The 14,238-nt window shown below is 65.3% G+C and carries 14 protein-coding genes and 1 tRNA gene; 7 read left to right on the top strand and 8 right to left on the bottom strand.

What is annotated here, in order from left to right:
- Positions 1-12: 12 nt before the first annotated feature.
- Positions 13-1,158 (top strand): CaiB/BaiF CoA-transferase family protein, encoded by a 1,146-nt coding sequence (locus tag EQZ23_RS04090; protein ID WP_128453144.1) that lies wholly within the window; start codon positions 13-15, stop codon positions 1,156-1,158.
- Positions 1,159-1,171: 13 nt separating this feature from the next.
- Here the strand turns inward: EQZ23_RS04090 and EQZ23_RS04085 are convergent.
- The 3 genes from EQZ23_RS04085 to EQZ23_RS04075 all read right to left on the bottom strand — a co-directional run bounded on the left by EQZ23_RS04085 (position 1,172) and on the right by EQZ23_RS04075 (position 3,204).
- Positions 1,172-1,247 (bottom strand) — tRNA-Ile (locus EQZ23_RS04085).
- A gap of 135 nt (positions 1,248-1,382) precedes the next feature.
- Positions 1,383-1,649: a hypothetical protein gene (locus EQZ23_RS04080; protein WP_128453143.1), complete on the bottom strand. Its 267-nt coding sequence runs from the start codon at positions 1,647-1,649 to the stop codon at positions 1,383-1,385.
- Positions 1,650-1,803: 154 nt separating this feature from the next.
- Positions 1,804-3,204, bottom strand: coding sequence for a M20/M25/M40 family metallo-hydrolase (locus tag EQZ23_RS04075; RefSeq protein WP_128453142.1), 1,401 nt, complete (start codon positions 3,202-3,204; stop codon positions 1,804-1,806).
- 105 nt (positions 3,205-3,309) lie between these two features.
- Between EQZ23_RS04075 and ettA the strand changes: the two genes are divergently transcribed.
- On the top strand, positions 3,310-4,989 hold the full coding sequence (gene ettA, locus EQZ23_RS04070; RefSeq protein ID WP_128453585.1) for an energy-dependent translational throttle protein EttA: 1,680 nt from the start codon (positions 3,310-3,312) through the stop codon (positions 4,987-4,989).
- A 5-nt stretch (positions 4,990-4,994) separates the two neighbouring features.
- Positions 4,995-6,194: a histidine kinase dimerization/phosphoacceptor domain -containing protein gene (locus EQZ23_RS04065; RefSeq protein ID WP_128453141.1), complete on the top strand. Its 1,200-nt coding sequence runs from the start codon at positions 4,995-4,997 to the stop codon at positions 6,192-6,194.
- Between the two features lie 55 nt (positions 6,195-6,249).
- On the opposite strand, the gene EQZ23_RS04060 is transcribed toward EQZ23_RS04065, so the two are convergent.
- Genes EQZ23_RS04060 through EQZ23_RS04045 form a run of 4 tightly spaced genes read right to left on the bottom strand, consistent with a single transcriptional unit; the run spans position 6,250 to position 11,083 of the window.
- Positions 6,250-6,966: an NTP transferase domain-containing protein gene (locus tag EQZ23_RS04060; RefSeq protein WP_128453140.1), complete on the bottom strand. Its 717-nt coding sequence runs from the start codon at positions 6,964-6,966 to the stop codon at positions 6,250-6,252.
- Position 6,967: 1 nt separating this feature from the next.
- Positions 6,968-8,059 carry an inositol-3-phosphate synthase gene (locus EQZ23_RS04055; RefSeq protein WP_128453139.1) on the bottom strand — a complete coding sequence of 364 codons (1,092 nt, stop codon included), beginning with the start codon at positions 8,057-8,059 and terminating at the stop codon, positions 6,968-6,970.
- 15 nt (positions 8,060-8,074) lie between these two features.
- On the bottom strand, positions 8,075-8,935 hold the full coding sequence (locus EQZ23_RS04050) for a CDP-alcohol phosphatidyltransferase family protein (protein ID WP_128453138.1): 861 nt from the start codon (positions 8,933-8,935) through the stop codon (positions 8,075-8,077).
- Between the two features lie 48 nt (positions 8,936-8,983).
- Positions 8,984-11,083 (bottom strand): NAD(+) synthase, encoded by a 2,100-nt coding sequence (locus tag EQZ23_RS04045; protein ID WP_128453137.1) that lies wholly within the window; start codon positions 11,081-11,083, stop codon positions 8,984-8,986.
- 107 nt (positions 11,084-11,190) lie between these two features.
- Between EQZ23_RS04045 and EQZ23_RS04040 the strand changes: the two genes are divergently transcribed.
- From EQZ23_RS04040 to EQZ23_RS04030, 3 genes are read left to right on the top strand one after another with little or no spacing between them, the layout of a single operon-like run.
- Positions 11,191-11,562, top strand: coding sequence for a hypothetical protein (locus EQZ23_RS04040; protein WP_128453136.1), 372 nt, complete (start codon positions 11,191-11,193; stop codon positions 11,560-11,562).
- A 57-nt stretch (positions 11,563-11,619) separates the two neighbouring features.
- Positions 11,620-11,976 (top strand): ArsC family reductase, encoded by a 357-nt coding sequence (locus EQZ23_RS04035; protein WP_206364155.1) that lies wholly within the window; start codon positions 11,620-11,622, stop codon positions 11,974-11,976.
- A gap of 11 nt (positions 11,977-11,987) precedes the next feature.
- Positions 11,988-12,269: a DUF427 domain-containing protein gene (locus EQZ23_RS04030; RefSeq protein ID WP_128453135.1), complete on the top strand. Its 282-nt coding sequence runs from the start codon at positions 11,988-11,990 to the stop codon at positions 12,267-12,269.
- Between the two features lie 156 nt (positions 12,270-12,425).
- Here EQZ23_RS04030 and EQZ23_RS04025 read toward each other — a convergent pair whose 3' ends face one another.
- Positions 12,426-13,343, bottom strand: coding sequence for a neutral zinc metallopeptidase (locus tag EQZ23_RS04025; protein WP_128453134.1), 918 nt, complete (start codon positions 13,341-13,343; stop codon positions 12,426-12,428).
- A 103-nt stretch (positions 13,344-13,446) separates the two neighbouring features.
- Between EQZ23_RS04025 and EQZ23_RS04020 the strand changes: the two genes are divergently transcribed.
- On the top strand, positions 13,447-14,232 hold the full coding sequence (locus tag EQZ23_RS04020) for a 3-hydroxybutyrate dehydrogenase (protein ID WP_128453583.1): 786 nt from the start codon (positions 13,447-13,449) through the stop codon (positions 14,230-14,232).
- Positions 14,233-14,238 lie beyond the last annotated feature (6 nt).

Genomic DNA, 14,238 nt, shown 5'->3' with positions numbered 1-14,238 from the left:
GGGGTTGCGGCGTTGACCGGCCCGCTCGCCGGGATCCGGATCGTCGAGCTTGCCGGGATCGGGCCGGCGCCGTTCGCATGCATGATGCTCGCCGATCACGGCGCCGAGGTGATCCGGATCGAACGACCGGGCGCGAAAAAGGGTGGGCCGGGCGGCGATCCTGCCAAGGATATCCTGCTGCGATCGCGCAAGACGATTGCGATCGATCTCAAGTCCGCCGAGGGGATCGGCGTTGTCCGTGATCTGGTCGCATCGGCGGATGGCTTCGTCGAAGGGTTTCGACCCGGGGTTACCGAGCGGCTCGGGCTCGGACCGGAGGTGCTGCTCGAGGTCACACCCCGGCTCGTCTACGGGCGCATGACAGGCTGGGGGCAGGACGGGCCCTACGCGCAGGCGGCAGGGCACGACATCAACTATATCGCGCTGGCTGGCGCGTTGCATACCTTCGGGCGCGCGGGCGAGAAGCCAACGCCGCCGATCAACATCGTCGGCGATTTCGGCGGGGGCGCGATGATGCTCGCCTTTGGCATGGTGAGCGCCCTGCTTCATGCGCGGACGACCGGACAGGGGCAGGTCATCGATTGCGCGATGACAGACGGCGCGGCGTTGCTGATGAGCATGATCTGGAGTTTTCACGGGCAGGGCCTGTGGCGCGACGAGCGCGGGGTGAACCTGCTCGATACCGGCGCGCATTTCTACGACACCTATGCCTGCGCCGACGGGAAATACCTGTCGATCGGTGCGATCGAGCCGCAATTCTACGCAGTGTTGCGCGAGAAGGCGGGGCTGGCGGCCGATCCCGCGTTCGACCGGCAGATGGATCCGCGCGGCTGGCCTGCGCTCAAGGAACGGCTGGCGGCGGTATTTGTCAGCCGGACTCGTGACGAATGGTGTGCGCTGCTGGAGCATAGCGACGCATGTTTCGCGCCGGTGTTATCGCTGGCCGAAGCACCGGCACATCCGCACAATGTCGCGCGTGGCACGTTCATAGAGGCGAGGGGCGTGGTCCAGCCGGCGCCTGCACCGCGTTACTCCGCCACGCCGACCGTCGCGCCACGCATGGCCGATGGGCATACCGATACGGATATGCTGCTCAATGGGCTTGGCTATCCCGCGGACGAGATCGCTGCGCTCAAAACTGGCGGGATCGTCGCTTGATCGCTGGGGCGGTTGGTGGGCCCGGCAGGAATCGAACCCGCAACCTAGCCGTTATGAGCGGCCAGCTCTAACCGTTGAGCTACAGGCCCCACCGGCCCCCGCGTTAGCGCAAGCGATCATCCGGCAAAAGGGCGCAAAGCAAACGGACAAAGAAAAAGGGCGCTCCCGAAGGAACGCCCTTTCCGACACTAGAATTCTATCGAGCGCGAACGCTCGACGGAATTTTAGTTCATGTTGTCGGTCTTCTCGTCGGCAGCGTCACGGACGTTGTCGGCAGCTGCGTTCATGTTGTCAGCAGCGTTCTCGAGAACGTCGGTTGCGACGCCGTTCGAGGTGTTGTCTGCCATTGCATCCATGTTGTCAGCCTGCATTTCCATGTTGTCAGCCAGCATGTCCGCGTTGTTCTCAACGGCGGCGGCTTCTGGCGACTTGCTGCAGGCTGCGACGGACATCAGGCCGGCGGCAGCAGCGATCAGAACGATCTTCTTCATTCGAATGCTCCCAAGCATAGTTTCACTCGCGGCCGACCCGATTGCCGTCGCGAAGTCACGTCAAATAGCGGACCGAGGCGGGGGGTCAATCCGCTAAATTCATCTGTCCGCAAGGTTTGCGGCAGAACGATGACAGATCGGCACACGCAATTGGTCACTTTCGGGGCACGACCGAGCCGATTTCCTCGGGCGCATTGGCCACGATCGCGAGCATCGTCGTCCAGGCTGCGACGTTCTGCGACAGCTGGACAGGATCGATCCGGTCGAGCGTGTCATCGGGCGTGTGGTGCGTATCGAAATAGCGCGTGCCCGACTGGTTGAGATCGATCGCGGCCACGCCCAGCGCCATCGTCGGGCCGACATCGGTGCCGTCGCCGCCGACGCCCGACCCGCGCGCGATGCCGAGCGGGGCGAGTGCGGAGGCGAGGCGATCCGCCACCGGCTTGGCGGTCTCGGGCAGGTTGGTTTCGAACCGCCACACGCGATCCGCGCCGAAATCGGACTCGCCCGCGGTCGCGTGCCGTTCGCTGCCGTGCTTCTCGGCATAGGCCTTGCCGCCGAAGCCGCCGACCTCTTCCGCGCCGAACCAGACCACGCGGATCGTCCGGCGGGGTTTGGGCCCGTCGAGGATGCGCTTGGCGGCGGCCGCGGTGATGGCGACGCCCGATGCGTCGTCGATTGCGCCGGTGCCGAGATCCCAGCTGTCGAGATGCCCGCCGATCAGCACGATGCCCGCCTTGGGATCGGTGCCGGGCACCTCGGCGATGACGTTGCCCGATTCGTGGACGCCGGTCTGGCGCGGGGTGAGGACGAGCTTCATGGAGATCGGCTTGCCGCGCTCGGCCATCCGCTCGATCAATTCGGCGTCGGGCACGGATAGCGCCGCGGAGGGGATCGGCGTCACGCCGGCGGGAAAGTTGGTCGTGCCGGTATGCGGGTTGCGGTGATGATCGGTGCCGATCGAGCGGATCACGATCGCCGCCGCCCCCTTGCTCGCCGCCATCGCCGGGCCGACGAAGCGGGCAGGGCCGTAGGCGCCGTAGCTTGAGCCGTCCTGGGTCGGCTCCATCGCGTTGCCGACATAGACGATCTTGCCTGCGACGCTGCTCGCCGGCGCGGCGACCATCTCGCCATACGTCTTGAACACGACGACCTGCGCCGTCAGCCCGCCGGCCGGCGTCGCGCCCGAATTGCCGAGCGCGGTCAGCTTCAGCGTCTGCGGGAAGGGCGAAAGGATCTCGGCGGTTTCGTCGCCGCGCACCCAGACGGGCATCTGATACGGCTCGATCCGCACGTTCTTGAATCCGAGCGCCTTCAGCTTGGTCACCGACCACTCGCGCGCCCGTGCCTCGGCCTCGGTACCAGCCATGCGTGGCCCGACTTCGGTCGTCATACCCTCGACGATGTCATACGCCACCTCGTCCTTCAGCGCCGCGTCGCGCAGCGCGGCGACCTTCGCATCGACCGGGGCGGGGGCCGGCGGAGCGGTGCGCTGCGCCATGAGAGGATAGGACAGGGTGGAGGCGGCCAATACCGCGAGCGTGCGCTTCATCATGCGGCGGAGCGTATGTCGGCGCTCCCCGTTTGCCAACGGCTCGCCGCATCGCTATCTGCGCACGTCAAATCCCGCCCTTATTCAAGCATGGAGCTCGGCACCCACATGGCCGTCCAGTACACCTACGTCATGAAGGGTCTGTCGAAGACCTTCCCCGGTGCCGCAAAGCCCGTCCTCAACAACATCCACCTGCAGTTCATTCCGTCGGCGAAGATCGCGATCATCGGCCCCAACGGTTCGGGCAAGTCGACGCTCATGAAGATCATGGCCGGCATGGATCCCGATTTCACCGGTGAGGCCTGGGCCGCCGAGGGCGTGAACGTCGGCTATCTCGCGCAGGAGCCTCAGCTCGATCCGACCAAGGACGTGATGGGCAACGTCAAGGATGGCGTGCGTCCCGTCGCCGACCTCGTCGATCGCTTCAACGCGATCTCGGCCGAGATGGGCGATCCGCAGGACGATACCGATTTCGACGCGCTGATGGAGGAGATGGGCGAGCTGCAGGCCAAGATCGACGCGGTCGACGGCTGGGCGCTCGACAGCCAGCTCGAACAGGCGATGGAGGCACTGCGCTGCCCGCCGGGCGATGCCTCGGTCGAAAACCTCTCGGGCGGCGAGAAGCGTCGCGTCGCGCTCTGCAAGCTGCTGCTGGAGAAGCCGCAGATCCTGCTGCTCGATGAGCCGACCAACCATCTCGACGCCGAAAGCGTGTCGTGGCTGGAAAATTACCTCAAGGAATATACCGGCAACGTCATCCTCGTGACGCATGACCGCTACTTCCTCGACAACGTCGTCAACTGGGTGCTCGAGCTCGATCGCGGCCGCTACTACACCTACGAGAGCAACTATTCGGGTTACCTCGAGAAGAAGTCGCTCCGCCTGAGCCAGGAAGAGCGCGAAGAGGCCGGCAAGCAGAAGGCGATTGCCGACGAGCTCGCGTGGATGCGCCAGACCCCCAAGGCGCGCCAGACCAAGTCCAAGGCCCGTATCCGCGCGTTCGACGAGCTGATGGAGAAGCAGGAGAATCGCGTGGCCGGCAAGGCCGCGATCCTGATCCAGCTGCCGTCGCGTCTCGGCGGCAAGGTGATCGAGGCGAAGGGCCTGACCAAGTCGTACGGCGACAAGCTGCTGTTCGACGGTCTCGACTTCACGCTGCCGCCGGGCGGCATCGTCGGCGTGATCGGTCCCAACGGCGCGGGCAAGTCGACTTTGTTCAAGCTCATCACCGGGCAGGAAACGCCGGACACGGGCACGATCGAGGTCGGCTCGACCGTCAAGCTCGGCTATGTCGACCAGAGCCGCGACGATCTCGATCCGAACAAGAACGTCTGGCAGGAAATCTCCGACGAGCTCGAGATCTTCCGCTTCGGCAAGCAGGAGATGGGCACGCGCGCCTATGTCGGCGCCTTCAACTTCCGCGGGCAGGACCAGCAGAAGAAGGTCGGCCAGCTGTCGGGTGGTGAGCGCAACCGCGTCCACATGGCCAAGATGCTCAAGGAGGGTGGCAACGTCCTCCTGCTCGATGAGCCGACCAACGATCTCGACGTCGAGACGCTGCGCGCGCTCGAAGAGGCGCTGGAGACGTTCGCAGGCTGCGCCGTGGTCATCAGCCATGACCGCTTCTTCCTCGATCGTCTGGCCACGCACATCCTTGCCTTCGAGGGCGACAGCCATGTCGAGTGGTTCGAGGGTAACTATGCGTCGTACGAGGAGGACAAGCGCCGCCGCATGGGCGATGCGGCCGATCGTCCGACGCGTCTGGCGTACAAGAAGCTGACTCGCTGAGGGATATGCCGGTCATCGAACACTCCCCTGGTGGCGATACCGCGCCTGGCGCCGGCGAGCTGGAATATCGCCTGCGCCAGCAGTCTATCCTCGCCGATTTCGGGATCGAGGCGCTGCGGGCGCGCGATCTCGCGCCGATGCTGCAGCGCGCGACCGAGCTGTGCGGCGAGGGGATGCGGTCGAAATACTGCAAATTCCTGGAATACCGGCCCGAGCGTAACACGCTGTTCGTGAGCGCAGGGATCGGCTGGGCGCCGGGGGTGGTCGGGTCGACCGAGATGCGGACCGATATCGGTTCGCCGGCCGGCTTCGCGCTGGAGACCGGCGAACCGGTGATCTCGAACCATCTCGAGAACGAACAGCGGTTTCGCACGCCCGAATTCATGGCGCGGCACAATATCCGCCGCGCGATCAACGTGCTGGTCGAGACGTCGGGCAAGCGCTTCGGCGTGCTCGAGGTGGACAGCCCCGACGAGGGCAAGTTCGAACCCGCTGATTTCGCGTTCATGCAGGGCTTCGCCAATCTCATCGGCGTCGCGATCGAGCGGCAACAGGCCGAACAGCGACTGAGCGAGGCGATGGAGCATCAGGAACTGCTCACGCGTGAAGCGAGCCACCGGGTGAAGAACAGCCTCGCGCTCGTCTCGGCGATGCTCAACCTCCAGATGCAGGAGGATGACGATCCGCGCATCCGGCGCATGCTCGGCGACGCGCAGGCGCGGATCACCGCGATCGCCCAGACGCACGACCAGCTCTGGCGTGGCGCACAGGTCGGCATCGTCGCGCTCGACGATCTGGTGTGCGGAATCGCGACGGGGCTGGGCGAGCAATCGCCCAACCACCGGATCGCGTGCGAGATCGAGCCGATCCTGATCAGCGCGGACGTGGCGATTCCGGTCGGGTTGCTGGTGACCGAACTCGTCACCAACGCGATCAAATACGCCTATGGCGACGCGGGCGGGGTGATCCTGGTCACGGTGCGCAGCGCGGACGGGCGGATCGTGCTGAGCGTGTCCGACGAGGGCGGCGGGCTACCTGCGGACTTCGACCTGAAGGTCGCGTCGCGCAACAGCCTGGGGATGCGGATGATCGGCAGTCTCGCGCGCCAGTTGCGGGGCACGATCACGATCGAGAATGCCGCGCTCGGCACGTGCGCGACGCTCGACGTGCCCGATCCGCGGGTCGTGGCTGCGGGCCAGGCTTGAATGTCCGATCCTCCCCCGCCAGGGGGAGGGTTGAGCGAAGCGCCGGTAGGAGTGGCTAGGCCGCGACGGCGTCGGCGCGGGTCGCCAGCCACGTTTCGGCCTTGGCGAGGGCGGGTGCGTCGTCGACGTCGATCCAGTCGATATCGCTGCAATCCACCGTACGGGCGAGGCCTTGGGCGGCTAGCAGGCGGACGCCTTCGGTAAGGGAGGGGCTGGCCAGCGTCGCCAATGCATCCGGCAGCGCAGGGCCGATCGCAAAGACGCCGGTGTCGTAGCAGTCGTGGGGTTCGAGCCCCTTGCCGATCGCGACGATGCGGTCGCCCTCGGTGGCAACGCAGGTCACGTCCTCGGGGTCGACCCAGTCATGGCCGAGGCGTCGGTCGATGCCGAGTCGCAGGCCACCGCCCGCACCGGCCTTCGCCATGCGCGCATAGAGTTCAGGGCTGACGAGGTGATCGCACATCGCCAGCACCGCTTCGCCGCCCGCCAGCGCATCGCGCGCCGCCAGGACCGAAACGCCATTGGGTTCGCGGTGGTCGGCAAGGACCGTCTCGACCGCCAGCGACCAGCGCCGGCTCGCGAGATAGGCTTCGATCGCCTCGCGCCCATAGCTGACCGTCACGATCACGCGCGTGAATCCCGCCTCGGCCAGTCCTTCGAGCGCGTGGGCGATCAAAGGCCGCCCCGCGACGGGGCAGAGCGGCTTGTATGGGGCGGAGGTACGAAGGCGGCTGCCTTCCCCGGCGGCGAGGAGGACAGCCGTGTCGATCATGTCAGGCGGCCTTGATGAACCGCTCGACTTCGATCTGCGCGAGATCGTCGGTCATCTGCGTGCGCGGGTGCTTGCAGAAATACGCCGAGGCGGGATCGATGACGCCGGCGATGCCGCGATCCTTGGCGATCTTGGCGCAGCGGATCATGTCGATCGCGACGCCCGCCGAATTGGGGCTGTCCTCGACCGAGAGACGCAGCTCCAGGTTCATCGGCACGCCGCCGAACAGCTGGCCCTCCATGCGCAGGAAACAGACCTTGTTGTCGTTCTGCCAGGGGACATAATCCGACGGGCCGATATGAACGTTGTCGTCGTCCATCCGCTCGGCCGCGACCGACTGGACCGCCTCGGTCTTCGAGATCTTCTTCGATTCGAGACGGCGATGGTTCGACATGTTGAGGAAGTCGGTGTTGCCGCCGGTGTTGAGCTGGTAGGTACGGTCCAGCTTCACGCCGCGCTTGGCGAACAGGTCGGTCAGCACGCGGTGGACGATCGTCGCGCCGAGCTGCGCCTTGATGTCGTCGCCGATGATCGCGACGCCGGCGTCTTCGAACTTCTTCGCCCAGACGGGGTTCGAGGCGATGAAGACGGGGATGTTGTTGACGAACGCAACGCCCGCTTCGATCGCGCAGTCGGCGTAGAATTCGGTGGCCTGCTGCGAACCGACCGGCAGATAGTTCATCAGCACGTCGGCGCCCGACGCCTTCAGGTCGGCGATGACCTCTTCACGTGTCGGCTCTGCCGCGTCGGACATCAGGAACGTACGGTCATCCTTGAAGTCGGCCATGTGCTCGGCGACGCCGTCGAGCGTCTTGCCCATCTTCACGATCGTGCCGGTGTTGCCGACGTTCGGCGCGAACACCGCGGTGCAGTTGGGCTTGGCGAAGATCGCCTCGGCGACGTCCTTGCCGACCTTGCGACGATCGACGTCCCACGCCGCGACGACCTTGATGTCGCTCGGCTTGTAGCCACCCATGTCGAAATGCATCAGGCCGACCTGGTCGTTTGCCCCCTCGCGATAATGCTCGAGGCCCTGGACGAGCGAGCTCGCGCAGTTGCCGATGCCGACCACGGCGATCCGAATGCTATTCATTACTGACCCTGTTCCTTACGATAGATGCATGCGCGACGCGGTCTTTGGTCGCGTTGCAGAAGTATTGCGAACGAAGGCGCGTTCGACACGACGGTGCCAGACGAGCCCGACGATGGCCACGAGCGTCAAAGGGACGATCTCGAACCACCAGAAGATGCGTGGGTTGCCCGCGAAGCAGGCGACGAAGATCGCCCATACTCGCACATTCGCGGTAAGCAAGGCCATCAAGCGCAAAGGCGCGACGGCGCGGGCACCGTACACGGCGCCTAGTGCAACTGGGTCGGCCGACTGACCGAGCGCGCGCTCGAACGGCATGGCGATCCGGTCGATGCTGCTGGCGACGCTGTCGTAGAAGCGAACGAGCGCGTTGCCGGTCGCGACCGGGGGCGCTTCGAGCGCCACACCCCTGACCCGGCGATGGAAGCGCGAACGCTCGCCTTCGTACATGTTCGACTGCACCGCGTGTGCGCCACCGGCAGCGACGGCGAGTATCCAACTCTCGGGCGTGTCGATCGTCACCGCGAGCGAGATGTAGATCAGCGCGAACACGCCGTGATCGCACAGGCCGTCGAGCATCCGACCGAGTGGACTCGCAGTCTTGGTTGCGCGCGCGACCATGCCGTCGAGTCCGTCGGCGATCAGCCATCCCATCGACAGCACCAGGCCGACCAGCGCGAGCGCCCAGTTGCCCCATTGGGAATAGGCAAGCGCCGCCCCTCCACCGAGGCATAGCCCGGCCACCGATACCGAATTAGCGGAAATCCCACGCGACAGCGCAAGCGGAAGCAATGCGCGACCCGCCGGGTGTATCAACCAAAGATTAGATGGGATCTCGATCCGGCGATCGCGCGATCCATCCGGTGGAGCCAGTGTCATAGGATTTTCATAATGCGCCCGACACGCTGTTTATGCAAGATGGCCCGGTTAGCCCCTCGGAACGCCTGACCGCAATTCTTCGATCCAAGCGGTTGCGATTCCGTCCGAAGGCGCGCGCCAATCCCCGCGGGGTGACAACGCGCCGCCCGCGGAGACCTTCGACCCGTTCGGCAGCGCGGACCGTTTGAACTGGCTCGTCGTGAAGAACCGGAACAGGAATTTCTCCAGCCATTTTCGGATCGTCTGCAGATCGTAGGCGACGCGGGCATCGGCCGGCAGGTCCTCCGGCCAGGCACCGACGCTAGCGTCGCGCCACGCGTGCCACGCAAGAAACGCGATCTTCGACGGGGCAAGGCCGTGGCGGATCACGTAGTGCGCAAAGAAATCGTTTAGCGCGTAGGGCCCGATCATCGACTCGGTGCTCTGCAACGCCCCGTCTGCACCGGCGGGGACGAGCTCGGGCGAAATTTCCTGCGCGAGGATCGTCGAGAGAATCGCGTCGGTCGCTGCATCATATTGGTCGGTGCGGATGCACCAGCGGATCAGGAACTGGATAAGCGTCTTCGGCACGCCCGCGTTGACCGCGTAATGGCTCATTTGATCGCCCACGCCATACGTGCACCAGCCGAGCGCCATCTCGCTGAGGTCGCCGGTGCCGAGGACGATGCCGCGGCGCTGGTTGGCGAGGCGGAAGAGATAGTCGGTGCGCAGGCCAGCCTGCACGTTCTCGAAGGTGATGTCGTAGACGGGTTCGCCCTCGCTGAAGGGATGGCCGATATCCTCCAGCATCCGCCGCGCGGCAGGCTTGATATCGATCTCTTCCGCGGTGATCCCGAGCGCGCGCATGAGCGCCCAGGCGTTCGCCTTGGTGCCTTCGCCGGTCGCGAAGCCAGGCATGGTAAAGCCGAGGATTGCGCTGCGAGGACGCCCGAGCCGATCCATCGCCTTTGCTGCGACGATCAGCGCGTGAGTCGAGTCCAGGCCACCCGATACGCCGATCACGATCGTCTCGGCATTTGCGGCAACGAGCCGCTTCGACAGCGCCTCCACCTGGATGTTGAACGCCTCGTAGCAGTCGTCGTCGCGCCGTGTCGGGTCGTTCGGCACGAACGGGAAGCGGCGGATGGCGCGTTGCAGACCAACCGATCCTCCCCCTGGCGGGGAAAGATCGTTGGCTTGGAAGTCGATCTCATCTTCACGCGCTGGGGCGTGATCGAACACTATCCGCCGGAAGCGCGCTTCCGGGTTGCCCGCGAATACCGCCGCATCGTTGAACGTGCCGTTGCGCAGGCGCTCCTGCGTGATGCGCTCGCAGTCCACGTCGGCGACAACGAGTTCGGGCTCGGTCGCGAAGCGCTTCGATTCCGCCAGTTGCTCGCCGAGCTCGTGGATCAGGCCCTGTCCGTCCCATGCGACTTCGGTGGTGCTCTCCCCCGGTCCGGCTGCGGAATAGACATAGGCGCAGATCGCGCGCGCCGACTGCGACGACGCCAGCATCGCCCGCTCGCGCGCCTTGCCGATGACGATGTTCGAGGCCGACAGGTTGCAGCAGATCAGCGCGCCGGCGAGCGCCCCCGCGGTCGAAGGCGGGGTAGGGGCCCAGTAATCTTCGCAGATCTCGGCATGGAACACGAAGCCCGGCAGGTCGTGCGCGGCGAAGATCAGGTCTGTCCCGAACGGCACTCCCTGGCCGTCGAGTTCGATCGTTAGTCCGGTCATTCCCGCCCCGCTCGCGAACCAGCGCTTCTCGTAGAACTCGCGGTAGTTGGGCAGGAACGTCTTGGGCACGACACCGAGGATTTTGCCCCGAGCGATCGCCAGTGCGCAATTGTACAGCCGCCCGTTCCGCACCAGCGCCGCACCGACCAGCAGCGCCGGCCGCAAGGTCGCGCTCGCCTCGACCACTGCGGCAATCGCCGCCAGCGTTGCGCGCTGCTGTGCGGTCTGGAGATGCAGGTCGTCGATCGCGTAGGAAGTGAGGTTCAGTTCGGGGAATACGACGAGATCGACGCCCTTCGCATCCGCTTCGCGCGCCAGGGCGATCGTCGCTTCGGCGTTCGCGCCGGTATCGCCCACCGAAGCACGCGGCGTGGCGGCGGCAACCCGGATCAACCCGTGGCTATGGATCGCGTAGAATGGATGCGTCATGCCCCACCGATAAACGGCCTCGTCTCCTCACGCCACCGGCTTGATCCGGACCGGTTTGACCCAGGCGGGTATTGGCGCGGCACGCTGTCTTGTGAGAGGAGCGTGATATGACAGTCCGATCGATCAAGCTTCTCTCGCTCCTGCTGGTCAGCCTGCTGTATTGGCAGGTCGTCAGTCATGTCTCGGGCGCGAGCGAGCCGTGGGACGCGGACGGATATTGGCAGATCTGGTATCCGGGTTCGCTGCTGTTATCGGCGCTGTCGGGTTTCGTGTTTGGACGGCGCGGGTGGCTTGCCGGCGTGATCGTCACGTTTGCACAGCTGCCGGTGATGGGGGTGAACACGGGCATCGGCGCGCTGTGGATCGTCGGTGCGGTGATGCTGTGCATTCTAGCTCTCCCCTCCATTGCCGTCGCGACGATCGTCGGTCGGATCGCATCGTCTCGCGCTGGTGGTGGGAAGAAGGATGGCGCGGTATGACACCGGTCGGTTCGATCCCGTGGCAAGCATGCGCCACGCGGCGACAGGGAGGCGATTTTGACGATCACGATGTTCGGCATCAAGAATTGCGACACGATGAAGAAGGCGCGCACGTGGCTGGACGAGCACGGCGTGGCGTACGCGTTCTACGACTATAAGAGCGCGGGGATCGACGCGGCGCATCTGAACGACTGGATCGGTCGGGTAGGATGGGAAGTGTTGCTGAACCGCGCCGGGACGACATTTCGCAAACTTTCCGAGGCGGAGCGTGCGGATCTCGATGCGGACAAGGCCACCGCGCTGATGCTGGGGCAACCCTCGATGATCAAACGGCCGGTTCTCGACACCGGCGAGACGCTGCTGGTCGGGTTCAAGCCCGAGCGGTATGAGGCGGCGGGGCTGGGGAGCAACTGAAGGAGAGTCGCATGCCTGTTGCAACTTGGAATGGCCGCGAGATCGCAAGGTCGGACGATACTGTCGTCGTCGAGGGGAATCATTATTTCCCCGCGGACAGTATCGATCCGGCATTGCTGGAGGACAGCGCGACGCATTCGAACTGTCCGTGGAAGGGCGTCGCCAGCTACAAGACGCTGGTCGTCGACGGGAAGCGGAACGTCGATGCGGTCTGGTATTATCCGGACCCGAAGTCCGCGGCCGCCGAAATAGAGGGCCGATACGCGTTCTGGAAAGGCGTGACGGTCGAGTAGCCTGCTAGACTGTTTTGTGATCCTCCCCCGCCAGGGTGAGGTGTCGCCGTAAGCCGACGGAGGGGGAGGACACGAAACAGAGGTGATCCTTTCCTTCCCATCCGTCTGGCAAGCGCCAGCCACCTCCCCCTGGCGGGGGAGGATCGTACGATCCGCTCAGATCGCGCCCGAGAAAGTGTCGCACTGCGCCGGATCGCCGCTGTCCAGCCCGCGCTTCAACCACGATTGGCGCTGCGCCGACGTCCCGTGCGTGAAGCTATCGGGGACCACACGACCCTGCGTTTCCTTCTGCAAGGTGTCGTCGCCAATCGCCTGTGCCGCCGTCATACCCTCCTGGATATCACCGGCCTCGAGCCGCGACCGGTTCGCTGCCGCCCACACGCCCGCATAGCAATCCGCCTGCAGTTCGAGCCGCACGGACAGTGCGTTGCCCTCGGTCTCGCTCGCCTGGCGCTGCGCCTGCTGGACCTGCGCGTTGGTGCCGAGCAGCTTCTGAATATGATGACCGAACTCGTGCGCGATCACGTAATCCTGCGCGAAGTCGCCCTCGGCCTTGAAGCGGGTCGAAAGCTCGTTGAAGAAACTCGTGTCCAGATAAATGCCCTGATCGGTCGGGCAATAGAACGGACCCATCGCCGACTGTGCCGCGCCGCAACCCGACTGGCCATTGCCGTCGAAGAACACCAGCTTGGGTGCCTCGAAGCGCTGGCCATTTTTCGCGAAGATCGCTTCCCAGGTGTTGTCGGCTGAACTGAACGCGTTGCACGCCGCCTTGCTCTCGGGCGTCAGGTTGCAGCTCGACGTCGTGTCGGTGCCGGCACGCGGCGTTCCGCTCTGCGTGGTCGGGGCAGAGGACTGTCCGCCGCCAAGCAACCCGCCAAGACCACCCATGCCGCCGAATACCGCCATCAGGATCAGCACGACGACAATGCCGCCGCAGCCGAAGCGGCTGCCGATCATCGGCAACAGCCCCATCAGCAGGCCGCCGCCGCCCCCGCCAAAGCCGCCTCCGCCGCCGCCCGAGCCGCGCTGGTCCTCGACATTGATGTTCGGATCGTAATCGTCGAGCCGCATGGATATGCCCCTTTTCGTTTCTGCTTGTGAACGAAATGCGCAAGGTGGCGCTAGAGTTGCACGGCGGTCGCATCCGCTGGGTAAAGCGATAGGGGGAGTGCGTATGTTCCTGAAGGGCAAGACCGCGGTCATCACCGGATCCACGTCGGGGATCGGCTTGGCCTATGCCAAGGCGTTCGCGGCCGAGGGCGCCGCCGTGGTGCTCAACGGCTTCGGCGACGCGGACGTGATCGAGCGGGAGCGGGCCGCCCTGGCGCAGGCCAGTGGCGCAGTCGCGCTTTACGATCCGGCCGACATGACCAAGCCCGCCGAGATCGCCGCCATGGTCGAGCGGGCGGTCGCCGAAACCGGCAGGGTCGACATCGTCGTCAACAACGCGGGTATCCAGCATGTCGCGGGGATCGCCGACTTCCCCATCGACAAGTTCGACGCGATCATCGCGATCAACCTGTCCTCGGCCTGGCACATGATGCGCGCCGCGGTGCCGCACATGCGCGCGAACGGCTGGGGGCGGATCATCTCGACCGCCTCGGCGCACTCGCTTGTCGCGAGCCCCAACAAGTCCGCCTACGTCATGGCCAAGCACGCGATCGCAGGGCTGACCAAGACGATCGCGCTGGAGACCGCGACCGACGGGATCACCGTGAACTGCATTTCACCCGGCTATGTCTGGACGCCGCTGGTCGAGAACCAGATCCCCGACACGATGGCGGCTCGAGGCATGACGCGCGAGCAGGTCCTGAACGACGTGCTGCTCGCCGCGCAGCCGACCAAGGCGTTCGTCACCCCGGAGCAGGTGGCTGCATTCGCGCTGTTCCTCTGTCGCGACGAGGCGCAGGCGATCACCGGCGCGAACCTGTCGATGGATGGCGGCTGGACGGCGGCTTGACCGATC

The organism is Sphingomonas sp. UV9 (assembly GCF_004101245.1).
Taxonomy (GTDB): domain Bacteria; phylum Pseudomonadota; class Alphaproteobacteria; order Sphingomonadales; family Sphingomonadaceae; genus Sphingomonas.
Note: the sequence above shows the minus strand (reverse complement) of the source record. Positions and strands in the feature narration are given on the sequence as shown.